Here is a 22,825-nt window from a genome sequence, read left to right as displayed (position 1 = left end):
GCTTCGCCTCCCTGCGTCGAGTGTGTGAATGGAAGCTGCTCGACGGACTTGATCCGGAGCGGCTTCGGAATGGCGGGGAGTATAGATTTCGCGGAGAGCGGCCGCCAAGAGCAATTCCGGGGCCATGTTTCACAGATTGACAGACTCGGCGAGGTCGATATTATCCGCCGGTTGTTCGCTACTTCGCGCCACTGCCAGACGGACGGATCCACCGATGCCAGACTCACTGTGGGAATCTGCGTACTATCGTCTGCCGGTGTTTCTGCAGAATGCGATCTTCTCCGCCTATGGTTTCAAGCTGGCTCGAAGTCGGTACAGCCGGCACTTCTACGCGGAGCTGGAGCGGCTGAAGCGAACGGAGTGGTGGTCTGCGGCGGAGATCGCAGACCATCAGAATCGCATGGTGGCGTCGATTGTCCGACACGCTTATGAGACCGTTCCGTTTTATCGGCGTTGGTATGACGAGCACGGAGTCGACATCCGCCGGATCGCCACTGTCGATGATCTGCAACGGCTCCCGATCCTGACGAAACAGCTCGTCAAGGACCATCAGGCAGAGCTGGTCTCAACGGCATTCCCCCGCCGCTCGCTGATTCTTCAGACCACGAGCGGTACGACGGGAACCCCGCTGACGATCATGCGGACGTCGGATGGCATCGCACAGCAGTGGGCGATCTGGTGGCGGCATAAGGCTCGTTTCGGCCTGACGAATCTGGATCGGCATTTGTGTTTCGGCGTGCGAGTTCCGGTTCGCCACGATCAAAACCGACCGCCCTATTGGCGGACGGACTACGTGAATCGCCGCGTCTACCTGAGCGCATATCACGTCTCGCGGCAGACCGTCCAAGATGTCGCGAATTACTTGAACCGTGAGACTTTTCAATTCTTTACAGGCTATCCGTCGGCGATGTACGCACTGGCGAATCTGATGGAAGACGCCGGCCTGCGGCTTTACAACCGTCCGAAACACATCGTGTGCGGATCCGACGCGCTGCTACCCAGGCAGGAGGCGGTCATCAGTCGCGTGTTTGGTGCTCCGGTGACAGATCAGTACGGCGTCACCGAGTATGCGGGAAATATGTCCAAGTGCGAACTGGGCAGATACCATGTCGACGTCGAAGTCTGCCATGTAGGGACGCAAGTGGAGCCCGACGCCGGCCATCAGAAGCTGCTGCTGACCGGTTGGGGAAATCCGGCGATGCCCTTTATCCGCTACGAGATCGGCGATTACGGCACGCGTCTGGAGGGACCGTGCGCATGCGGGCGCCAGTCGCCGTGCTTCGTGAGTATTGATGGGCGAACTTACGACTGCGTCGTGACGCCAGATGGCCGCAGAATCAGCGGAATGGCAAAGGTGATGGAGTACGCAACCCACGTGCGGGAAATGCAGATCTATCAAAACTCGAGGCAGTCCGTTGAGTTTCGCATTGTCCCCCTGCAAGGCTATGGCGAAGCCGACCGCGATGCTTTGGCCCGCGAATTCCGACATCGAGCCGGACACGAAATTGAGCTCCGCTTTGTGGAGGTGGAACACGTGGACCGCTCCCGGTCCGGCAAGCAGCGGGCGGTCATCTCCGAGATCCCGGGGGAATAGACCTGGACCGGCCGAAAGGGTCTTGAAGATTGTTCAATACTCAATTGCGCGGCGGCTCACGACGCCCGGCAGCCAGCGACACTGATGCGACAGCGGTGGGCGACGAATCAGAGTCGGTCGAATGACAACAACGCTGATCGCGGCGAGTCGTCGTTGTCCGTGAGCGATAATCCTGTGGGATCGACAGTTGGATTGGCCGACAGTTCCCGCCGTGCGAATGCTCCGGCGGGCTGATTACAACCGATTGTCGACCGGACCTTCTGAGTGCCGGTCAAGTGCGGTTGGCGCCCGACGTCCGCCGGTCAGCGTCCGGCGCACTGGATGAACTAAGCGGCCCGCGCGGGCGGATCCGAGGCGGATCGATCATCGCATTGCCGCTGGAAGGCGCTTTGAGCAATCAGGGGATGAGCGGCTCCGCGCGGAGGCCAGTCGACCTCCGGCAACTGCCCGGTCAACCGGGTTTCCAGCAGCTTCAGGCCGATCCAGTACACGAAAGCCGATCGCAGGAACCAGAAGCGAAACCCCATCCGGCCATCCAGGAACCCGAGTCGGAAGACATAGTGCAACATGAAATGGATCAGCGGCCACATCGGCAGACGGAGTGACAGGCAGCGAACCCACATCCGCAGTTCTTCGGGAGTGCCGAACAGGCGCGGCGTGACTCCTCCAGTCACGTTGCCCTGGAATCGACAGGCCGCCTCCATGGAGGAATAGCGATTGTGTTTGCTCAACCAGAGCGTGAGGGATTTATAGTCGTGATGTTCGAGCTGCGCATTCAGAAAGACCGTCTTGCCCTGAACGATGGCGTGTTCGTTGACTTCGCGATCCTCAAACGTTGCTGCGCCGGTGCGCCAGAGGCGAAGGTGGTGGTGTCGCGAGACTCCTCCCCAGTTGATCGGCTTGCCAAGGAACATCATTTTCCAGCGGACATAAGCCCCCTGGTTTTCCGACGGACCATCAAGGAGCCTGGAGGAGATTTCGTCACGGAGGACGGACGTCAATCGTTCATCAGCGTCGAGCTTCATCGTCCACTCGCCGGTCAAGGGGAGCGTTCGCAGAGCCCACTTCCACTGATCCGAGTAGTTCTTGAAAGTATGCTGCACGACCTTCACTCCGCTCTCGGATCGCGACAGAGCAATGTCGACAGTTCGATCCGTGGAGTACGAGTCCACAACAAAGATTTCGTCCGCCCAGCCTGCCACGGAATCGATGGCGGTTCCGATATTTCGTTCTTCATTGAACGTCAGAATGATGACGCTGATGGACACGGGAGACTCCGACTGCGTAGAGATAGAAATTGAGCTGGATCACTGCGGCGGAGGGGACGGTTCCAACCGAGCCCCGCTTCTCACAAGTTCGTACGAGCGGCTGCTGCGGGACTGAGCTTCGATCGCAGGCCGGCCGACAGCGCCGCAGATGTTCACCGTTGCGGTTCCCCTGGCGAGCAGGGCCAGGCTGACTGCGATCTGCACAATCGCGCCTCCGGCGAACGCGAGGCGGGGATCGAGGAAGATCGTGCCGACCGCGAATGCCGTGAGACATCCGAGCGTGGCCCACAAAGTGATTCTCGCCCTCCCGGTCGAGTAGAGGTACGACGATAGCGGCTGGATCAACAGAAAGAACGGCATTGCGAGAAAGATCGCTCCGTCCATCGGAGAAAAGGATCTCTCCTGGAGTAGTCTGGCGAGCAGTTCATCCGACCAGAGAAACAGACCGCCGCACAGGCCACACATAATTGCAAACGAAATCGTCAACACTATTCGCGCAGATCGCCGCCCGGACGCGTCGGCAGACGTCAATGTCGACTGCAGGATCTGCGGCGAGATCGGAACGAGAAAGTTCAGAGCCCCTGCGACTCCAATAGAGAGTCGAAACCCAGCCACGCGTGCCGGTGAGTATAGAATGCCCGCGAGGAGCACCGTGCCGGTATTCAAAAGCAGCACTGAGATCCTAGGCGCAACAGCCGCTATGTAATCGGAGCGACTGCCGGCCGGAACTGCGGCGAGAAGAGACCGAAATTCGCGCCGCAGATTCTGCGAGCTCCACAGGACCGCGAGAACTGCAAGCTGACTGACGATCAGACTCAGAAGAAAGGCCCCGCTTCCGTACCCGCGCAGCAACCACAACATCACCGGCTGGGCGATTCCCGAGGCCACGTAGGTCTGCATCAGCACTCGATGTTCTTTCAAGGCATAGCCGAGACCGATCAGCCAGGTATTCCATGTTGCGAGGGCCAGAAACGCTGCTGCAAGAGCGCCGCAAGCCGCCGGATTGAATGTCGAGTCCGGTGGGACGTACCAGAGCGCAAACAGAAACGCCGCCATCGCTCCCAAGACCGCCGCTCCCGTTACGTCATTGCGAACGCGAGCGAGTTTGCAGCGTCCGTCCGACGCGCCCAACTGAGCGATGGCGAGCGTCATGACGACGGGTTCGCAAAAACCCTGCACGAGATAGGGAATGGCCATGACCGTCGCGGCGACGCCGAACTCCGCGGTTCCGATCCAGCGCGGCGCCACGAATGTCGTAAACACGGTCAGTCCGGCGCACCACCGGATCACCAGGCCGCTGAACAGCGCGCGTTTCATTTCCGGGGGCGCCCCTGCAGCTTTTCGGAGACGCAGACGATCGCTACCAGGAGCCCCAGCACGACGTTGAACTGGACCAGTCGAAACGCAGCCTGGCATGTTGTGTATATCAACAGACAGGCCGCAGTTGACATGGCAGAAAACTGGATATCGTGGACCGGGTCATGTCGATGAAGCGATTTCAGGGCGCGGCAGATCGGCACGAGGACGAACAGCGAATAGGCCAGCAGGCCGGGCACGCCCAGATCCATCAGCATGTACAAGACAACGTTGTGAATATATCCAGCGGATTCGCGTTCGATCTCGAGGTCGGCCGCATTCAGATTGCTATGCACAACTTCAACGGGGACCTGATGCCCCAGGCCGTTGCCCCAAATTGGAGACTTCAGGAACGCGCCCCACGCATACTGGATCTCTCCTCCCCGTGCGCCCATGTCGCTGGCGTTGATCGCAATCTCAAACCGAATCCAGATCTTGCTCCACAGCGCCAGCACGGTGTCACCTGCGAACACTGCGGCCAGAAACGCCGCGAATGCTGCCGCCAGGACGACTCGCATGAGCACGATTGACCCGGATCGGTAGAGATATGCGAGCGTGACCAGGGCGCAGAGAATCAGGTGACTGCGGTACGCGCATGTGACAACGAGTACGGCAAAGAGTCCGAGCAGGGGCCAGCGGAAGCGGGAGAAGCGCGGTGAGGGGTTGGTCAGCGCCACCAGATAGCCAATCAGTCCGAACGGTATCAGCGTGTCGGCGGACGCGTAAGTCAGACGCCCCAGTTGACCGGTCATCACGTCGATCAGCGCCGGACCGCACACGACGAGGATTTTCGCCGCCCAGATGCAGGCCGCCAACTGAATTCCGTCAAGTGCGTCCTGCAGATCATCGAGCGAGCCAAAGCCCTGAAGACATGTATAAGAGGTTAAGAATAAAAAGGGGATCAAGCCGCGGAGCCAGACGGCGAATTCCGTCCCTTGGCCGGTCGCCGTGATCAGTGAGATCAGCGAGAGAAAATAGAACGCGGCCAGGAGATACGTGCTGGCCGGCGTCGTTCGGTACCTCGGTCGGGTGCGAAGATTCTTCAGGATCAGGACGCCGAACGACAGCCCGAACACGATCGAGACAGGACTATCCAGGGTAGGAATCAGCGGCAACAGCGCCAGCAGAATCAGCGTCGTCCACTGCCATTTCTCTCGAATCCCCCAGCGCCGCGGACTCGTAGCGCCGGCGGTACGGATGACAGGGCGACGACGGACCACGGGCGCCGGCGCGCCAGTCGGCGGTGCAAGGACCGCTCGACGTGCCGGGAGCAACAGTGGTTGAGAACGATTCAAGGCCCGCCTTCCAATGCTGCCCGAGGCTTGCTGCCGAGCATTGCGATTCCGGATCGGCAACCGTTTCCGCCGGCCTGAGTCCTGGCAAGTCTCCATCGCGATCGCGGCACGGCGCAGACACCGGCAGAATCGGCCGGACCATAATTCAGGTCGACACGGGGGGCAAGACCAGTTTCACGGCGCCCCGCCCGGCGAGTTCACGTCCCGGCCAAACACGGATTGACGCCTCGTTCGCACGTCTGATACACGGGTGAAAGTCGCCGGCCCTGCCGCAAGTTCTGGTCCCGCCAAGGAAAGCTCTGATGCTTCGGAAGTTTGCCGAGCTGATCAACCGCGAAGTCGTCATTCGGCGAACTCTCCCGCAGCGAGTCGGCGGCGGGGCCATTTTCGTATCTCCCGATTCAGCGCTGTCGTACTGGAAGCGCGATCTGGAAACGACGTTCTCGTCGCTGTTCGACTGGGTCGAGGCCGCAGTCTCGGAAGGAGACGTGGTGTGGGACATCGGCGCCAACGTGGGAGCGTTCGCCTTCGCCGCTGCTGGAAAGGCCGGACAGACCGGGCGAGTTCTAGCGGTCGAACCGGATGTTTTCCTGGTCGGGCTGCTGCAGCGAACCGCAAGGCTGGAACTGCCTTTGCGGGCTCCCGTCGAAGTGTTGCCGCTGGCAACGGGCGCCGAAATCGACGTTGCCCGATTCTGCATTGCAGAGCGGGGGAGGAGCAGCAACCATCTGAAGAGTTCTGCGGGAGGCGCAGAGACCGGCGGCGTCCGCTTCGAATCCCTGGTTCCGATGGTTACGCTCGACTGGCTGGCTCAGCGATTCCCGGCGCCAAACGTTCTAAAAATTGACGTGGAAGGAGCGGAAGTCGACGTCCTCCGAGGCGGCCTTGAGCTCCTGAAGACCGCAAGCCCCACAGTGGTGTGCGAAGTCTTCGCAGATCACATCGAGGCCGTCACTCAACTGCTGAAGTCGTGCGGATACCACTTCTTCGACGCAGACAATCTGGCGGACGGCGAGATCTCGTGCGCATCATACAATACGCTGGCAGTACGTGATGTTTCGTCGGTCCATGCGGCTCAAGCGAATCGCCGCCGAGCTGCGTGAGACACCAGACGTCCCGTACCTTCTTCGCAGCGACTTCCGGTCAAAGTCATCGGGAACCCCGTTTCGGAGCGACCTTACTGCCCGGCGTCTCAATGGGCGAGCGGGGTCGAGTTCCGCGGATCGGCCGCTTCGTGCTCCTGATGCACGCCTTCGTGCGGCGTTCCGGACCGGTTGTAGCGGTGGTCCAGAATGTGAACTGCCGCGTGGTGGCGCGAGGCGACTCCCGGCTGGGGGAAGATGCCGCCTCCCAGGATCAGCGCCGCGAGGCTCAGCACCGCAAACCTTTCGCGACTGCCGATCTTCAGCGGCACGGACGATGTGTAAGAAGTCCCCGTGAACAGTTTGAAGTAGGCCTGGACGAAGGCGATTCCGTTCAGCGCGGCGGCGAGGACGACGGCCATGCCGATGAAGGGATAGGCGGCGACGGCGCCGTCGATCAGCAGTTCGGTGCCGACGAACCCGAAGGTTCCGGGGAAGCCGACGCTGGCCAGACCCGTCAGAATGAAGAAGACCGCCAGGGCGGGCGCGTGTTCGTAGAGTCCTTGATACTCCGCCAGCGACAGGCGGCCGCGACGGGCCTCCAGGGCGCGCAGCGTGAGGCCGAAGCCCCCCAGCGAGAGGCTGACGGAGAGCCAGACGCTGAGGCCGCCGGCGAGTCCGAGGCTGGTCGCCGCCTCCAGCCCGACGAGGACCTGCGCGGAGTGGCTGAGGAACAGGTAGGTGTAGAACCGGCGGGCTTCGCGCTGGATCAGCGCCATGCCGGAACAGTAGACCGCGGTGAAGATGGCGATGAGGCCCATGGAGCGGAGGATCCAGTCGGGGGCGACTGGCAGGACGAGTCGGACGGTGGCGTAGGCGCCGACGAGGGGCGTGGCGTAGAGCAGCGCGGTTCCGAAGGTGGCGTGTTCGAAGAGATCGGTCATCCAGCAGTGAAACGGGGCCATGCCGTTCCGGATCAGCATGGCGAGCAACAGCGGCAGGAGAGCCATCAGGGAATGCTCTCGGGACGTGGCCCCTTCGGACTCGATGAAGTGCCAGCCGAGCATCAGCAGCCCCACGAACAGGGCCATATGCAGCGCGTAGACCGTCGTGGGCTTGCCGCGCCATCTCAGTTCGAAGTAGGGGGGGATGGCCGCCAGCGCCAGCAGCACGATCAGCAGGCGGGGTTCGGACGTGCTGAAGGTGGCCAGCGCGATCGACTCGGACACCAGGGTCCAGGCGAAGCTGAACCGTTTGAGTTTGGTGCTGAGCGTCGCCAGGATCGTCAGAAAGTAGAGCAGAGCCACCAGCGGAAGGAGCGGAGCGCTGAATTCGTCGATGACCAGGTAGCGGGCGCCGCAGATCTGCGAAACGAGATCCCAGCGGTCATTGGCCACCTCGGCGTGGAGCGTGAAGAAGTCCTGCCACGCCCCGATGCTGCAGATGGCCGCCAGCCCGGAGAACAGCACGCTCGTCTGGCGGGCCTGAATCGGATTGCGCATCCGAAACACAGCCAGCGCCCCTGCGAGCGGCAATAAGATCGCGGCTTCCAGCCAGGCGAAATGGAGATGATTCACAGGGTCTCCTCAATCGGGCCGATGGCGCCCGGCTGTACGCGATCCGATTCCCGGGAGCTGCCGCCGGACAGTCCGTCCGTCCAGAGTCGTTCCATCCGGTCGCACCAGCGAAACACGCGCAGGACGGGTTCGACGACGTAGTCGGTCAGAATGGCGTCCAGGTAGCCGCGTTCGAGCGCGAAGCGATAGAGCCAGTCCCGGCCGCGATCGGGGAGCAGCAGGATCCAGGTGCTGGCCAGCCGCGGCAGGCGGCTGCCCATCGCGTTTTCCATGTTCCGGTAGTCCTGCAGAATCATCGGAGCCCGGACGAACTGCAGCGTCCGCAGGCAGGCATGTCCGATGATGTGCGCCAGCGCGAGGTACCGCAGCCCGCAGCCGATTTCGACGACGATGATGCCGACCTGGGTCAGCGAGGCGAACGACAGGGCGCTCTTGATATCGGTCTGCACGCGGGCTGTCACCGACGCAAAGACGACCGTCACCAGGCCGACGCAGATCACCGCCACCCGCAGCCCGATCGACAGATCCAGCAGCGGGCTGAAGCGCAGGAGGAGGAAGGCGCCCAGATGCACCGAAAGTGCTCCGTAGAACACGGCGCTGGACGGGGTGGGACCTTCCATCGCCCGCGGCAACCAGCCCGAAAACGGGACGAGCGCGGACTTTCCCGCGGCCGCCAGCAGCAGCAGCAAGCCGATAAACAGCGCTTCGTTGCTGGTGAGCCCCGCCTGCCCGTAGGGCCAGCCCTGGCCGGCGAGGAGCGAAAAGTCTCCCTCGCCGCGCAGGTGATGGAGCGCCACCGCGGCGATCAGCAGCGCCGCATCCGAAACGCGATAGACGCACCAGACCCGCAATCCGTTCCGGACCGGCGCCGGGCGTTCGTGGTAGTAGGCGACCAGCAGCGTGGAAGAAAGTCCCACGAGTTCCCACCCGGTGAAGAGCGTTTCAATCGTCCCCGCCAGCGAAGCGACCACCATTCCGAGCAGAAAGAAGGCGTACAGCACGAAAAACCGGTTGAAGCCCGCCTCGCGGTGCAGATACTTGGTCCCGAAGGCGCCGATGGTGCCGCAAAGCACGAACGTCAGAATGACGAACGGGACCGACAGGCGGTCGAAGACGAATTTGAATTCAAAATGGTAGTGAGAATGTCCATGTTCGATCGCCACCCAGTTCCCCGGCTCGATCGGCACGTACCGCGCGCCGGTCGACAGCATCCACGCCAGCATCGCCAGGCTGGCGACCAGCCCGATCCAGCTCGCCAGTTGCACGCAGCGGCCGGTCGTCCGCTCCTGCAGCGGTCGATCGAACAGCGACGACAGACCGAGCACCAGGACCAGCAGCAATGGCGTCGCGACGACCACCAGGCCCAGGAGAACTGGAATCAGCGGCTGATCGAGCATGAAAGACATTCCGGAGCGTTACAGGCGGGGAGACCGGCGGAGGAGAGGCGAGTTCAGACTGGCGGGGAAGGAACGATTTCTGCGAATTCGAGATGGTCGCGCCAGCCGCGGTACCAGTCGACCGACGAAGTCACCTGCGGCAGCTCCGTCGTGGTCGGCCGGTAGGGCTCGTACTTCCCGCGATTGTAAACGTGAATCTGAGACGAGTCGGGATTGAGAATCGCAAGCTGGACCCATTCGTTCCGCACGAGCTGATCGATGCTCGGATTCCGCTCCATGATTTTTGTCATCCGCTCCGGCGTCGTCTCAACGACGATCAGCAGTCGCATCGGCTCATGGATTTCGACCCCCTGCCAGGGGAGTCCGGTGCGCAGGTCGCTCGCCGCCCCGTCCATCACCCCCAGCAGCGAGGTGACGTTGTGGGGGAGCTTGCTGCCGGAGCCCCATCCGGGCGAATCCGTTCGCGAGAAGTGATACTGGAGAATGATCCCGGAGCAGACCGGGAACACCGGGAGCAGAACGCGGGTCAGCGTCGAGGATTCGGCGTCGTCCTGCTCGGGGTTGTAGGACGCCAGAAACGCCCGGCGATCCAGAAACAGTCCGCGGGTCCGTTCCCGCCGCCCGACGATGCACATCGTCAAAGACTGATGCCCCAGTTCGGGGCGCGGCTGGGCGAGGTCTTCCGCGCGGGACTCCACATGGCGGCGCGCCTCGGCGAACGAAAGCGACAGCGGTGCGGACTGAAATCTCCGGCAGCGCTCGTGGGCGTTGCGGTCGAGGGTCTGTTCAATGATTTCGCGGATCTCATCGAATTCGGCGCGGTGCCGCTCCGGCATCCGTTCGAGATCGAAATAGATGACGGAATCGTTGCAGGTGTCGTGCAGGCTGCCGACGAAGACCGTCTCCGGCGGAATGTCGATGCCGCGATCGCGCAGCTTTTCCCGGACTCGGCGATCGTTGAGCATCTGGGCGACTGCCCGGGCGTTTGGTCCGCCGGCCCAGCCGCCGCAGGCGCCGCAATCGTACGCCGCCTTGTGGGGATTATTGACGCTGTCCGATCCGTGCCCCATGACGATGACGGTCCGCGCGAACGAGACGGTCAATCCGATGTCCCGCAGCAGTCGCTCGGACATGTTCGCCATTTCATCGAGGTTGTACCCGACGTGCCCGTTTTCGGGGCCGGGCGTCGGATCGGTCCGTTCGAGCTGCAGTCGCGTCGTCGTGGGAGGCTGGACCAGCCGGCGGGCCGATTGCCGCAAGCGGGCCACCATGCGAGGAAACAGGACGCGGGCGACGAGCGGAATCGAAGCCAGCGGTCCCAGCGCCGCCGTCAGCAGCGCTCCACCCGCAAAGGTCCGCGTGCCCTGGTGCAGTTGATGGGTGGCGGTGCCGAGCAGACGTCGCGTTTTGACCTGCCGCGCGTAGTTCCCGTCGGCGGCGTCGACGGCTTCTTCGGAGACCCAGTTCTGCGGGCGCATGACGATCGGGCACAGAGGGACGAAATGGGCGTCGGCGACGCCCCGGTAGTACATCGGCGCCATGAAGAATCCCGCGACGCCAAAGGTTTCGACGTCGGGTGCAAGTTCTTCCAGATGCCTGCGAAACGACTCCTCGCGATCGTCCAGGCATGAAATCGTCTGAAACCGCAAACCGGACGAACGTCGTAGACCGCCGGCCGAGTGCACTGAAATCGCGTCGAGAGTCCGCAGCCGGTAGCGCCGTTCGTAGGCCCGGCTGAACAGTCGGCGGCGCTCCATGCTGGAGAATTTTTCAATCTCCGGAACCAGCCGCGCCCATTCCGACTTGCTCAGCGACTGCAGATGCTTCGGCTTCCAGTCGAGCAACTGAGCGAGCTGGAAGACTTGAAAGGCGCGCTGATCGAGACTGACCGGTTCGTGGCGGGGAATCCGCTCGTGAGCGGCATCGCTCACCTCGCTGAGCGGTCCCCGAAAATTGAGATGCTTGCCGGCCGCGTAGGCCAGCGCAATCCGCTCCAGGATCAGCCGGACCGCCAGAAACTCGACCAGCGTCCCCGGAGGGGCCGGAATCGCCACCCGGTCGGGTCGCGTTTCCACCTGGTGAATCATCCCGGCCCAGCCGCGCAGCGCGAGCAGCGTGCTGGTAATGAAGGGCGCCCATTCCGGTTCGGGGACGCCGAGCAGCTTGAGAGACTCGGCAATCGACTCCAGAGGGCTGAGCCCGGCCGCTTTGATCCGCTGCAACTCGGCGGGAAGCGATTCGCGCCACCGATCCGGCGGCCCGCCCCCCTGGCCGTACATGGCCACGAACGCGCGGAAGAATCCGTCGTCCCGGTGCGGCATTGGCCAGTTGGAAATTCCCTGATCGAGAAATCCGGCGCAGAACTTGATCAACACCTCGTGAACCAGCAGATCCGTATCGAATCCGGTGGCTTCCAGCAGCAGGTCCCGCGGACGGGAGCGCCAGGCTGACGGCTCGAAGTGACCTCGCACGCCATGCACGCCGCCACGGCAGATCCGCAGCAACGCCTGCAGCGTGAAGGCTTCCCAGGTTTCGTCGCTCCACAGCTCAATGGACGACCCGCCGAACCGCTGTATCAGCTCAAGGATTGCGCGGGGGAACTGGCGGTCATGCGGATCGGGAGCATGGTCCGGCTGCAGCGCCACGCGCAGGTCGCGCATGACCCAGCGTCGCGTGTCGTCGATCATTTCCTGGCGGGACTGCAGGGAGACTTCTCGCCGAAAATACGCCAGGGCGTCGGTCTGTCCGATGAACCAGCGGAGTTCCGCCGCCGGGGCGGTCTGCAGGCCGTAGCGCAGCATCGCCAGACGGAGATCGAAGCGGGATTCGTCGTCGAACACGTGCTGATCGGCGTCCGATCCGAGATCCTGTCGCAGGACGGCTTCGAGATCCTCGACACGAATCCGGCCCCTCAAGAGCGCTTCGCGGTAGCGTTGCTCGGGCAAGTAAGGCTGGCAGTCGAACAACCGGGCGCCGTGCTGCACACCCTCGTCAAAGGGAAGATTTTCCAGCGCCTGCAGCGTGTTCAAAGCCACGAAGACTGTGATCGGCCCCTGAATGGGGAGCAGATTTGCGGCGTAGCCGATGACGTGCTCAAGGTGAGACGCCTGGAGCGTCGCCCGGTCGGATGGAGTGGGTTTCGCCGGGCGCGGCTCGGTCACTGTACTCATCAAGGTCTCCGTCGCAGGACAGGACAAAGACTCGGAACATGCGTCGAACGTAAACTCTCGGAGCGCGTTCGGGACGGCGAGCCAGCAGAGAAACGCGGCCGTGCAGATTCACCGGGGGGGACGCACAGATCCGAATAGCGACGCCAGCCCCTGACTGAAACCGCAAGCGTGCGGCAGTCAATCGATGCCAGCCAGAGATCCCCCTTGTCGCAGCAGATAACGCGTCATCCACAGGAACGACAGACCATCGCCATTCGTACACCCGCGTTCCCGTCCGACGGGAAACTTTGAAACCGCTACAAAGTCCGAGTAGCAGAAGAGCAGGCACGACCGCGATAACCGCCATCGTATCCCGGAAAATTCATGTGGAACAGACACGACACTTACGAGCTTGTTATGGTTCGTAAAAACGGACAACAAGATCCAATAAATCTGCCGGGCGCGGAGGCTCAGCGAGGTCAAAGGTCGCGTGCGGCACCCGTCAACAAAAAATCCCTCCCGGTTGAAGCGGGAGGGATTTTGGTCGGGAGTGGGCGGTACAGGATTCGAACCTGTGACTTCCACCGTGTGAAGATGGCACTCTAGCCACTGAGTTAACCGCCCGTCCAGCGTCTCAACACGCCGGGACGTTATAGAGTTACCCGCTCCGGCAGGAGCCTGCAAGTGTGGACCCCGACTCCTCATGGGAGGGGCTCCTATTTCGTCCGGCGGCGAGTCCTGGTCGATGACCGCCATTTGCTGCAACTCGTTGCCGGTCTGTCTGATACGCTCCTTCCGCCGCGACCGGTCTCCGGAAGACACGTCATTGCGGAGCCGGGTTCGCAGCAACGGGGTCGGAGTCCAGACGGAGGAACGGACGGATCTGCGCCAGCGTCTTCGGACCGACGCCCCGCACGCGGGAGACATCCTCGACGCTGCGAAACGGTCCTCGCTCATCGCGGTCATCGACAATCCTGTGCGCCAGAGCCTCGCCGATGTCAGGGAGCTGCAGCCACTCCACCCAGGTGGCCGAGTTGATTTCGACGGAGTAGTGCCACTCGCGGGGATGCAGGCTGGCGACCTCAATGGTCGGAGTTCCCCAGCGGTCCCTGATTGCCAGATGCGCGGCCAGCAGCAGGATCGCCAGCCCCCCGCATCCACCAAGAAACCAGCGATCGCCTTGCGAAAGTCCCCAGCAGACAGCGCCGACGGGCGACTTCTCCGGAGTCGTCTGCGGTGGCAGAGCGACTTCCGTCGACTTCGCGGGAGGCGGGGCGACGACGTCTGGCAATGCCGGGGCGACGGTGTTCACGAGGGGCCACCAGTAAACGCAACAGAACGACGTGATCGCACGTCCCTGATGCTACCGGCCGATCGGACCCGTGAAAAGATGGAACCGTCAGGAACCGACCGCGTCAGTCGTTGATGCGAACTCGGCCCTTGCCGTCGACAGGCAGAATGGCGCTCCGAGGAGCAGGCGCCAGGCCACTTTCGCGCGGCGTTGCATCGCGGCGCTGCTCGACCAGCGGCGGCTGAATCGCCTTGTACCTGGCGAGACTCGGCTTGAAGGGATCTTTGCCCATCAAGTCTTCGACGACCTTCCGGATGCTCGAATCGTTCGGCTTAAGGCCATCGAACCAGTAACGGGTTTCCCGGTTCCCCGAGGGGTCCAGCAACCGGACAGCCTTTGGAAGGAAGGTCGTCTTGTCGAGCAGGATTCTCGCTTCGGAATAATTCGCCTGATCGTCCGGGCGGAGGGGTTTGGCAAGAATCAGAGCCGTTGCGGCCTCATTGCTGAGAAGTTCCATATCGAAGCGTTGCTGCGCCTCGTTCGCCTTCAGCCCGAACAGAAAGGGCAGCGGTCCGTTGATAATATTTTGTCCCTGCAGGTCCGGAGGGAGCGGAAAGACTTCGTACTCGCGGGCTTCGTCGTTGATCGTCAGCACTTCTTTCCCGGTGCAGATCCAGCGCTCCGCCCGATCCGCTGCCAGCGCATAGGGAACTCCCTCTTTGCTCTTTGCTTTGGACTTCTCGTTCGCCTCGAGCTTCGTCGGTTGGAGGTCGATCCGGCCCTTATCCGGTGAGACGTAGTAAAAGTGTCCGACCGATCGTTTTTCGACCTGAAAGACATGGTCAAAAACCTGTCTCTGGTGTGTTCCGCGAAGTTCCCGGATCTTCTCCGAGCTTTCACCCCAGTTGTCGAGCAGGATTCGAAGCTGCGGGTCCATCGGCTGCCGCTTGACGGGGACGGTATTCAACTGCGGGAGAGGACGTTCCTGTCGCACCGGCTGTTGAGGCACGCCGCCGTTTCCGCGCGGCCGGGGCTGTTGAGCGGGGAGCGCGCTGATCGAGATCCCGCACAGCAGGATGGCAAGGGAGAATCGGAATGCCGTCATGGCGGAGTAGATCCTCTGAAGTGACCGAAAGCGGCCCGCATGCTCCTGCCGTCGGGACGGCAGTCGTCGTTCGGAAACTCGACCAATCCTCCGATGTCGTCGGATCGGCAAAATGGCGGCGGATTCTAGTCATCGAGGCGGTTCACCTCCAGACCGGTTTGGCGGGAAATTCCCCTCCCGAACGAGCGGACGGGATCGTCGACCGACCGCGAAGCGACTCCGGCAGAAACGGCCGAAACGCGATCGCACTTCAGAGCGGCGCCTCACCGCAGCGTCACTTATGAATGATCGCCGCCGTGGTGTCGAATTCCCAGCTCCGGAACTTCGAATGGAGCGGATGCCCGGTGAGCCAGTCCTCGGGACAGAACCGGTCGTGAATGGCCTTGTTGAACAGGCTCATGTCGGTCCCGCTCAGGTCCGGCGCCCTGGCCGCGGTCTCTTCCAGAAACGCGTCGAGCACTTCGACGACACGCTCCCGCCGCCCCCCCAGAATCCCTGGATTCAGCAGCGGTCGATCCGGATGGAGCACCCGGCCGAACTGACGATCCATCTCCTGGCGGATGAACCGGCTCTGCTGGATGGTTTGCGGTTCGGATCCGATTGCAAATCGGCCGGCCCCCGCAGTCCGCAGGAACTCGAAGGGATTTCGGCGGAACGCCACATCGGAGACATCGGTGATCAGCACGAACTCGTCGTCCAGCCGGTCGAGATGCTGGCGGATGAGCCGGTGTCGCTCGTGGTAGAGCGGCCAGTCCTGCGGCTCAACGCGGACGAAGTTCACCAGGGGCGAAGCCTGTGTTTCGACGAACTCATCGGGGAGCGAGTCGTGCAGGATGGTTCCTCGCAGCCCGACGCGATGCATCGAGCTCCACCACGGCCGGATGTACTGGGCAAAGTCTCCCAGCGTCCGCTGCGGACGGAGCGGATCGGGTTTTCCGCCGAGCACCACGGTGATGACTCGCCCGCCCCAGTCCCCTCCCGGTTCCCCCGCAACCTGCGCCAGCCGGTCCAGGAGCAGACGTTCCTCGGCGCATCGACGTTCCCGTCGTCGCGATCTGCGCCATGTCCGCATCCAGTTCAGGAGCTGCATTGTTAAGAACCTGACTGCCCTTCCGGGTTTCCAAACTGCGGGACTCAAGGTTTCACGAGGAAAGCCGCTCTATGCTCCGATCCAGTCACTCGGGACCCAGGCACCTCACGCCGCGCGACTCACGACGGCCGCCGACCTGCTCCGAGGCAGCGCCAGAACATTGCAGTGCGATCGGGTGGTCATCCGGGTCGACAGCGGCTGTTCGTCAACACCCCAGTCGTGAATCACGCCCACGACCTCATAGTCGGCGTCTTCCAGGATCTGTCCGATCGAATCAACCTGCGAGGACGTGTGCAGACCGGTCTCGAACACCACCGTCGGGCGGTGCCGCTGCAGCGTGGCGCGCGCACCGGCCAGCACTTCGAACTCGTGTCCTTCCACATCAATTTTCAGCAGGGAAACCGGCAGCGCGTTGGACGCGAGGAGGCTGTCGAGGGGGAGGGCCTCAACCTGGCAGCCGCCGTCCTCGGAAATGCAGAATTGCGTATGATCCGCGCGGTCGACGGCGAGCCGGAGCGTCCCCGCAGCCTGCGAACAGGCATAGCGGGCCAGTTGCACGTTGTCGATCGCGTTCAACTGCAGCAACCGTGTGAGATACCCGTGAAGCGCCGGGTTCGGTTCGACCGCATAGACGCAGCCCTGGCTGCCGACGCGATCCGACATTACCAGCGACAGATAGCCCAGATTGGCGCCGACATCGACCGCCGCGGTGCCGGGCTTCGCATAGCGACGGATAATCCATTCCAGCGACGAGTCAAAACTCCCCTGGACCTGGACGCGCCGGGTCGTCGCTTCGGACGAGTCGACGGGAATCAGGAAGTCGTTGTCCGTGCGGATCAGTTCCTGAACGACGTTGCGCCGGAGAAATCCCTTCACGGAGCGACGAGCCCACGGCAGCAGAGCGCCCCACATGGGGTAACGCTGCCGGAAGCGATTATAGGCTCGCAGTTGCTCAGCGGCTCGATGCACGGCCGGGCTCCATCCATGGAACGGCACAATCCAGGAGGCGAATCCTCGCAGATTCGCTCAAACAGGAAAACCCCAAACCGCATCACAGTCAGGACATATGGGAACGCACCAGTTTCGGGACGTTGCCTGCCGGGGCTGAGGAATGAAGCCCGTCGACTCGCACAGAGGCTGGGGGGACTCGCGTCGAACCGGAGGAGCAGACTCGATTCGCGATTCCTGATGGAATCCCCGGCGACCGCGACGCGGACAACCCGACTGGTCGATCAGGGCGAATTGCCGGGGTTTTTACGACGGGGGGCATCGAGGTAGCGGAATCCCGAATTCGGATTGTTCCGGTCGAAGGCGAACGCCTCGTGGTTGTCGAGGAAGAGCTTGAGGTAGGCCCCCGGGATGGCGAATCCGAGCCCTTCCGCCATCAACAGCTTCATGTTCGTCACGCCGATCACCTCGCCGCGCGCGTTGAACAGCGGCCCGCCGCTATTGCCGGGGTTGATCTCGGCCGTGGTCTGAATGAAGACCATCCCTTTGAAATTGCGGTTCGTGGTCCCGATGATCCCCTGTGAGACCGAACGCTCCAGCCCGAGCGGATTTCCGATCGCAAAGACTTCGTCACCCTGATGCAGATCGTCTTTCTGCGACAGGTACACCGGCTTGAACGGAATGTCCTTCTGCACGGGAATCTGCAGCAGCGCCAGGTCGAAAAACGGATTCAGAGCGACGATTTTGACGTCGTCGATCCGTCGGCGGCTGAACTCTCCATCCGCCGTCCGGAGAAAGACCGTGGCCGCGATGCGGGTTTCCTTTTCAATCACGTGGTAGTTCGTGACGCAGTAGCCGTTCTCGTTGACAATAAACCCCGATCCCAGTCCACCGGGAGTCTGCACGAGCACCACCCCTGCACCGAACTGCTCGGCGAGCTCCTTGATGCTCTTCCGCGGCAGTGTGGCGGTCTTGTACAGGGAATGCTTCTCGACCTGCAGCGGCTGATTGGCGGAGCCGGCGGACGCCGACCGCTGACGGATCTGGTTCAGCGGCACCTTGACGACTTCGACGCCGATATCGACGTAGATCGCGTCGGCCTGTTCCTTGAGGACATCCCCTTCCAGCTTCTGCCCGGACTTGAGCTCGATGACGTCCGCGCGCAGCGACGGTTGTGCGGTCGACGCCGCAGCGATGAGCATGGAAGCCAGGAGGCCGGACAGACGTCGTCGATTCATCAGAGACACTCCCATGCGGTCGCGGGGCAGTCGACGCTTCGAAATCGGCGCGGGTTCAGCCGCCGGTGGCGTAACCGGCGTGGCAGTCGTTGCAGGCTTTCAGAAGCCGGTTGAGCCCCGACTGAAATTTCTCGTAGGTCTGATCTTTCGCCGCACCGTGGACTTCCTGGGCGCCTCCGACCAGATCTTTGGCGAACGTCTGATAGTCTTCTTCGTCAGCGGACTCATAGCCGGGAAGTGCGCACGCCGTTCCGAACGCGGCGATCAGCGCGGCTTCATGGAGAATTTTCTCCTGCTCGCTCTTCAGTTTGCTGTCCGTGTTGATGTTGGCGCGCAGATACTCGGACGCCCGTTCAATCCGTTTCATCAAGCCCTTCCGGTGGGCGATTTCATGAAACGTGCGGTCGGCTGGGGGCGTCCCGGCGTCGGCCGGAACATTGCCGCTGAGCGAAGCGACCAGTCGCTCGTTGGCGGCCTGGACCTTTTCGTACGATTCCCGACCCAGCGAATTCGCCCCGCTCGCCGCGTCCCAGATCTGGCGACCGTATTCCTCGACCAGGGGGGCGTTCTTCTTCCAGGTCGCTTCGTCGGGGGTCTCCGACAGAATCCGCGCCAGGCCGGCGATCACGGCACCGTCGACAGCGATATCTTTGACGCCGGCATTGTAGGTTCCCAGATTCTGCAGCGACGAATTCAGATGGTTTCGGACCGTCTTGATTTCATGCTGGATATCGTCGCCGGTCAGCAGGGCGGCCCAATCGTGCTTCCCGCCCGTGGCAGTCGGAGCAGCCGCGGCAGGCGCCGGTTCGGTCGGCGACTTCATGTCAGGCGCCGTCGGCCCGGCCGCGACCTTCGTCGAATCGGCGACGACTTGCAGCGGGTCGTCGAAGAAGACGTCGTAGGGGATGTCTCCGACGAATTTGCGACCGCCATTGGCCGGCTCAACTTTCGGAGGGGGAGTGCTGTCGGCCGGATCTCTCGTCGCAGCGGCGGGAGCGCTCGGAGCGGCTGCCGGTGCTGGAGCCGGTTTGGCGTCGGCGACGGGGGGAGGCGCCGTCCCGCCGCAGCCAGCCAGGCTGACCAGGAGTGCGCTGCCGAGGGATGCGAGCAATCTGCGGGACGTTCCAATGCTGACAGCCGCCATTCCGCGATCCCGATTCGCAAGGAGATGTCTCTCAGCCGAGCGCGTCTGCCGTCGAACTGAGGCCAAATTTGTTTCCAGCCGCTCTGCCACCAGCTCCGGCGTGCGGTTCAACGAATTATGTCCCAACAACGACGGCCAATCAATCTCATCTCCACAAACTGCAAATGGTTATGACGTTCAATTCCGGGTTCGGAGTGGACGATGCCGGCCTTCGGACGGTCGGGTTCCAGACCGAATCTGAACGAACGGCGCAGTTTGTGGCGAATAGGGGTAATGAACCGTCTTTGAGAAGCGTGGCGGATTCCATCGATGATGCTTTTTTGAAACGGGCAGATGGTGGAATTGGAACGTTGAGTCACGGCAACGTGGAGCCTTGGGGATTCCAGGGAGAATTTGCGGGCGATTGCTTGCCTCCCTACAGTTTTCCCAGTAAGCCTCTAGGGCAGCGGTTGAGGAAAACCGCTCCACGAACCGGCAGTTTCTGCCGAACCTCGACGCGATCTGGCCGACTACTCCTGCAGGCACAACGCTTGCGGCAAATCGGCTGAAGTCCGGGTGTGGGGTTTCGGCTGTGTGTCACAATCTGGGTCATGGGTACGGGGACGGGCGACTTTCAGCGGAGAAAGGGGCCTCGTTCCGGTCAGGGAAGGAGCAAATTCGATGGTGAAGCAAATTGCAATGTGGACGCTCTGCGTGATGACGGTGGCTTCGGCCGCAGTCGCCGCCGAGGGTCCGGCGCTCCGCGGTTACTCGCGCAGCCTGGGATTCGGCGGACCGGCTCTGCTCGGGCAGGCGTCACCGACGCCGATCCCGTCGATTCCGGGGGCGCTGGACCCGGTTCCAATGCCGGCGCCGCTCGGCAGCGGTTATGCTCCGCAGGAGCTGCCGCCGGGACACGCGTATCCGACGTATGAAGACGTGCCGAATTCGGTCATGGGTCCCGTGGCCCTGTACGAGAACGTGCGTTATCGCGATCTGCGCAAGATCCACCCGTGCGCCATTCCGATGGTGGTTCAGGTGGCCGATCCTTGCAAGGATCCCTGCAACACGTGCGGACCGCAATGCGTGAACGTGCAGATCTGCGTTCCGCCGTGCGAATGCCCGAAGATCAAGTGCCGCCGCCAGGGCGACAAGGTGATCTACGACTTCGGGCGCTACGAAGTCGCCATTACGTCGGTTCGGGGCATGGTCATCGTCAACTACAACAACTGATGCACGCAGGCCGCGTGGCCAATGCACCTCAGGAGCCGGTCGGAAGCCATTCCGACCGGCTCTTTGCGTTTTTATCGAGCCAGCGTCGCATCCTGTCAGACGACTCCGTCTTGACCGTTTCCGACAAGCGCCCGATAGTCCCGTTCATCGGCAGCACGGGGAGGAGGAGCGGCATGACGGAAAACGAAGACGATCTTCCCGACGAAATCTCGGCGGAGTCGACCGGGCTGCCGTTCGCCGCGTTCGAAGACAGCGATACGGAGGCCGACTGGTCCGGCGACGACCTGGAAGCGGCCTATCGCAAGGCGCTGGAAACGCTGGAATTCGCCGAGGCGACGATCCCGACCCCGCCGGCGGCCCCTGAGGACGGCGTAGACAACAGTCCGGTCGCTGCACCTCAGGAAGGCGTTTCTGCAGGCGCTCAGCAGCTCGCCAGAGAGTTGACCGAACGGGCTTCCCCCCCGCCTGCGGCCGCCGTTGCCGAACCGACCGTCACCCCCGAGCAGATTATCGAAGCTTGCCTGTTTGTCGGAGGTCAGCCGCTGACGGCGAAGCGGCTGCTGTCGGTGCTGCGGACCGATGCGGAAGTGGCGATGGTCGAGCGGCTCATCGACTCCCTGAACCGCCGGTACGCCGCGGAGAATCGCCCTTACGAAGTCCGTCTGGTCGAAGGGGGCTATCGCCTCACGCTGCACGAGGACTATGACCGGATCCGGGCCAAGGTCTACGGGCAGGGTCCCAAAGAGGTCCGTCTGTCGCAGGAAGTCCTCGAAATCCTGGCCGTCGTCGCCTATCACCAGCCGATCAGCCAGAAAGAGATCGAGGATCTTGGTCGGCCGCAGTGCGGGCCGGTGCTAAGACAGCTCCTCCGCCGGGAGCTGATCGCCGTCAAACGTCATCCCGACCGCCCCAAAGACGTGCCGTACGTGACGACGGCGCGTTTTCTGTCGCTGTTCGGAATCGGCAGCCTGGACGATCTCCCGCGCCCCGAACAACTCCTCTACAAATAACCGGCCCGGCCGGCCGGCACGGCCGGTTTGTGCCGACTCAGAGATGGGTTGGGCGTGGATGCCGTGAACGGCGGCGAGTGGGTTCGTGCGGGAAAGAGACCGCAACCGCGAATCACACGAATCGACACAAATGAATCTGAAGATCAGGGCTTACGAGTATCACGGGCAAGTTCGCTGAGGGATCGGGGCCATATAATTACCGACGTTTCTACGGCTGAAGCCAGAACATGATCTTGTTCTGGTATCTCTCCGATTGAATTGCTCCCAATCGCATTCGTGCGAATTCGTGTCATTCGTGGTTTCCTCTGACGACCAATTCCATGCAGGCACAATGGCTACCGCCATTGCGGGTGGCGTGAGTCGCTCAGTCCCCAGGGGACTGGCGGCACGACCGGCGTGCGACGCGGGCGGTCCCAGCCGCCGTGATCCCAGAGGATGGTCCGTTCCCAGGCGGAGAGAGCGCAACTGAAGTCTGCGGCGGCCGTATCGACGTCAGCCAGGGCGTTTTGCAGCCGGGCGATGTCGCGGGGATTGAGGGCGGCCGGCGGACGGTAGGTCGGCGTCGCCTGGTAGATGTAGCCGTTGCCGATGGTGACCTGCACGGCGGCGCTTTTCTGATAGCTGGCCTGGTGGGCCTGCAGGACCGTTCGCGCGGGGAGCTGGGCGACGAGCTGGTCGAGATTGGCGACGGCGGCATCCAGTTCCATCAGGTTCTGCCGGATCTGGGTCTGTGAAGCGGGATGGCCGAGATGATTCCGAATCGACTCCGCCCGCTGCTCGATCCGCTCGGTCGCCTGACAGAGTTGCGGATAGAGCGGGGAAGCGCGGAAATCGCGATCGACGATGGCATGCAACTGCCGGGCGTTGCGGACCAGGATCGTCGTCGACGGGGGCGAGGCCGCCCAGGCGAGCGACGGTCCGCTGAGCAGAGTGGCGGCGAGGATGACCAGCGATTGACGGATGGGAGACATCATTTCCTCCGGAACGTCGTGCGAAAGAACCCGCGGAGGCAGGACAACGGACGACCGCTGTCCCGCCCGGAAACCACGCGACAATTCCAAGTCATTAC

The 22,825-nt window shown here is 62.5% G+C and carries 17 protein-coding genes and 1 tRNA gene; 4 read left to right on the top strand and 14 right to left on the bottom strand.

Going from position 1 to position 22,825, the window contains the following annotated elements:
- The first annotated feature begins 214 nt into the window (after nt 1-214).
- Nucleotides 215-1,594 carry a phenylacetate--CoA ligase family protein gene (locus SH412_RS02655; RefSeq protein WP_336521961.1) on the top strand — a complete coding sequence of 460 codons (1,380 nt, stop codon included), beginning with the start codon at nt 215-217 and terminating at the stop codon, nt 1,592-1,594.
- 326 nt (nt 1,595-1,920) lie between these two features.
- On the opposite strand, the gene SH412_RS02650 is transcribed toward SH412_RS02655, so the two are convergent.
- From SH412_RS02650 to SH412_RS02640, 3 genes are read right to left on the bottom strand one after another with little or no spacing between them, the layout of a single operon-like run.
- Nucleotides 1,921-2,862, bottom strand: a complete 942-nt coding sequence (locus SH412_RS02650) for a glycosyltransferase family 2 protein (RefSeq protein ID WP_336521960.1) — start codon at nt 2,860-2,862, stop codon at nt 1,921-1,923.
- A gap of 39 nt (nt 2,863-2,901) precedes the next feature.
- Nucleotides 2,902-4,179, bottom strand: coding sequence for a hypothetical protein (locus SH412_RS02645; RefSeq protein ID WP_336521959.1), 1,278 nt, complete (start codon nt 4,177-4,179; stop codon nt 2,902-2,904).
- Nucleotides 4,176-5,438 (bottom strand): O-antigen ligase family protein, encoded by a 1,263-nt coding sequence (locus tag SH412_RS02640; protein WP_336521958.1) that lies wholly within the window; start codon nt 5,436-5,438, stop codon nt 4,176-4,178. The genes SH412_RS02645 and SH412_RS02640 overlap by 4 nt, the downstream gene beginning before the upstream one ends.
- 377 nt (nt 5,439-5,815) lie before the next feature.
- Here SH412_RS02640 and SH412_RS02635 point away from each other — a divergent pair, with 377 nt between their 5' ends.
- Nucleotides 5,816-6,616: an FkbM family methyltransferase gene (locus SH412_RS02635; RefSeq protein ID WP_336521957.1), complete on the top strand. Its 801-nt coding sequence runs from the start codon at nt 5,816-5,818 to the stop codon at nt 6,614-6,616.
- A gap of 89 nt (nt 6,617-6,705) precedes the next feature.
- Here SH412_RS02635 and SH412_RS02630 read toward each other — a convergent pair whose 3' ends face one another.
- The 10 genes from SH412_RS02630 to SH412_RS02585 form a co-directional block, all read right to left on the bottom strand.
- Nucleotides 6,706-8,172, bottom strand: coding sequence for a proton-conducting transporter transmembrane domain-containing protein (locus SH412_RS02630; protein WP_336521956.1), 1,467 nt, complete (start codon nt 8,170-8,172; stop codon nt 6,706-6,708).
- Nucleotides 8,169-9,569: a proton-conducting transporter transmembrane domain-containing protein gene (locus SH412_RS02625; RefSeq protein WP_336521955.1), complete on the bottom strand. Its 1,401-nt coding sequence runs from the start codon at nt 9,567-9,569 to the stop codon at nt 8,169-8,171. Before SH412_RS02625 ends, SH412_RS02630 begins: the two co-directional genes overlap by 4 nt.
- Before the next feature lie 53 nt (nt 9,570-9,622).
- Nucleotides 9,623-12,739, bottom strand: a complete 3,117-nt coding sequence (locus SH412_RS02620; RefSeq protein WP_336521954.1) for a DUF2309 domain-containing protein — start codon at nt 12,737-12,739, stop codon at nt 9,623-9,625.
- A 530-nt stretch (nt 12,740-13,269) separates the two neighbouring features.
- Nucleotides 13,270-13,342: transfer RNA gene (locus tag SH412_RS02615), tRNA-Val, on the bottom strand.
- A 199-nt stretch (nt 13,343-13,541) separates the two neighbouring features.
- Nucleotides 13,542-14,030 carry a ComEA family DNA-binding protein gene (locus tag SH412_RS02610; protein ID WP_336521953.1) on the bottom strand — a complete coding sequence of 163 codons (489 nt, stop codon included), beginning with the start codon at nt 14,028-14,030 and terminating at the stop codon, nt 13,542-13,544.
- A 103-nt stretch (nt 14,031-14,133) separates the two neighbouring features.
- Nucleotides 14,134-15,114: a hypothetical protein gene (locus SH412_RS02605; RefSeq protein WP_336521952.1), complete on the bottom strand. Its 981-nt coding sequence runs from the start codon at nt 15,112-15,114 to the stop codon at nt 14,134-14,136.
- Between the two features lie 274 nt (nt 15,115-15,388).
- On the bottom strand, nt 15,389-16,204 hold the full coding sequence (locus SH412_RS02600; RefSeq protein WP_336521951.1) for a hypothetical protein: 816 nt from the start codon (nt 16,202-16,204) through the stop codon (nt 15,389-15,391).
- Between the two features lie 105 nt (nt 16,205-16,309).
- Nucleotides 16,310-17,173 carry an FkbM family methyltransferase gene (locus tag SH412_RS02595; protein ID WP_336521950.1) on the bottom strand — a complete coding sequence of 288 codons (864 nt, stop codon included), beginning with the start codon at nt 17,171-17,173 and terminating at the stop codon, nt 16,310-16,312.
- A 263-nt stretch (nt 17,174-17,436) separates the two neighbouring features.
- On the bottom strand, nt 17,437-18,390 hold the full coding sequence (locus tag SH412_RS02590) for a S1C family serine protease (protein ID WP_336521949.1): 954 nt from the start codon (nt 18,388-18,390) through the stop codon (nt 17,437-17,439).
- A gap of 55 nt (nt 18,391-18,445) precedes the next feature.
- Nucleotides 18,446-19,534, bottom strand: a complete 1,089-nt coding sequence (locus tag SH412_RS02585) for a hypothetical protein (protein ID WP_336521948.1) — start codon at nt 19,532-19,534, stop codon at nt 18,446-18,448.
- A gap of 660 nt (nt 19,535-20,194) precedes the next feature.
- Between SH412_RS02585 and SH412_RS02580 the strand changes: the two genes are divergently transcribed.
- Together SH412_RS02580 and scpB are read left to right on the top strand one after the other, a co-directional pair.
- The gene (locus tag SH412_RS02580; protein ID WP_336521947.1) at nt 20,195-20,746 is read left to right on the top strand and encodes a hypothetical protein; all 552 of its coding nucleotides are present in this window, start codon (nt 20,195-20,197) and stop codon (nt 20,744-20,746) included.
- Nucleotides 20,747-20,919: 173 nt separating this feature from the next.
- Nucleotides 20,920-21,756, top strand: coding sequence for an SMC-Scp complex subunit ScpB (gene scpB, locus SH412_RS02575; RefSeq protein WP_336521946.1), 837 nt, complete (start codon nt 20,920-20,922; stop codon nt 21,754-21,756).
- A gap of 335 nt (nt 21,757-22,091) precedes the next feature.
- Here the strand turns inward: scpB and SH412_RS02570 are convergent, their stop codons facing one another.
- The gene (locus SH412_RS02570; RefSeq protein WP_336521945.1) at nt 22,092-22,727 is read right to left on the bottom strand and encodes a hypothetical protein; all 636 of its coding nucleotides are present in this window, start codon (nt 22,725-22,727) and stop codon (nt 22,092-22,094) included.
- Nucleotides 22,728-22,825: the final 98 nt, after the last annotated feature.

The organism is Planctellipticum variicoloris (assembly GCF_030622045.1).
GTDB lineage: Bacteria > Planctomycetota > Planctomycetia > Planctomycetales > Planctomycetaceae > Planctellipticum > Planctellipticum variicoloris.
This window is presented reverse-complemented; position numbering and strand designations above follow the sequence as displayed.

Excerpts from the sequence above, each read along its gene's own strand:
- SH412_RS02620 (WP_336521954.1), bottom strand. The coding sequence starts at position 12,739 with ATGAGTACAGTGACCGAGCCGCGCCCGGCGAAACCCACTCCATCCGAC.
- scpB (WP_336521946.1), top strand. The coding sequence starts at position 20,920 with ATGACGGAAAACGAAGACGATCTTCCCGACGAAATCTCGGCGGAGTCG.
- SH412_RS02570 (WP_336521945.1), bottom strand. The coding sequence starts at position 22,727 with ATGTCTCCCATCCGTCAATCGCTGGTCATCCTCGCCGCCACTCTGCTC.
- SH412_RS02605 (WP_336521952.1), bottom strand. The coding sequence starts at position 15,114 with ATGACGGCATTCCGATTCTCCCTTGCCATCCTGCTGTGCGGGATCTCG.
- SH412_RS02585 (WP_336521948.1), bottom strand. The coding sequence starts at position 19,534 with ATGGCGGCTGTCAGCATTGGAACGTCCCGCAGATTGCTCGCATCCCTC.
- SH412_RS02655 (WP_336521961.1), top strand. The coding sequence starts at position 215 with ATGCCAGACTCACTGTGGGAATCTGCGTACTATCGTCTGCCGGTGTTT.
- SH412_RS02645 (WP_336521959.1), bottom strand. The coding sequence starts at position 4,179 with ATGAAACGCGCGCTGTTCAGCGGCCTGGTGATCCGGTGGTGCGCCGGA.
- SH412_RS02625 (WP_336521955.1), bottom strand. The coding sequence starts at position 9,569 with ATGCTCGATCAGCCGCTGATTCCAGTTCTCCTGGGCCTGGTGGTCGTC.
- SH412_RS02600 (WP_336521951.1), bottom strand. The coding sequence starts at position 16,204 with ATGCAGCTCCTGAACTGGATGCGGACATGGCGCAGATCGCGACGACGG.
- SH412_RS02635 (WP_336521957.1), top strand. The coding sequence starts at position 5,816 with ATGCTTCGGAAGTTTGCCGAGCTGATCAACCGCGAAGTCGTCATTCGG.
- SH412_RS02580 (WP_336521947.1), top strand. The coding sequence starts at position 20,195 with ATGGTGAAGCAAATTGCAATGTGGACGCTCTGCGTGATGACGGTGGCT.
- SH412_RS02590 (WP_336521949.1), bottom strand. The coding sequence starts at position 18,390 with ATGAATCGACGACGTCTGTCCGGCCTCCTGGCTTCCATGCTCATCGCT.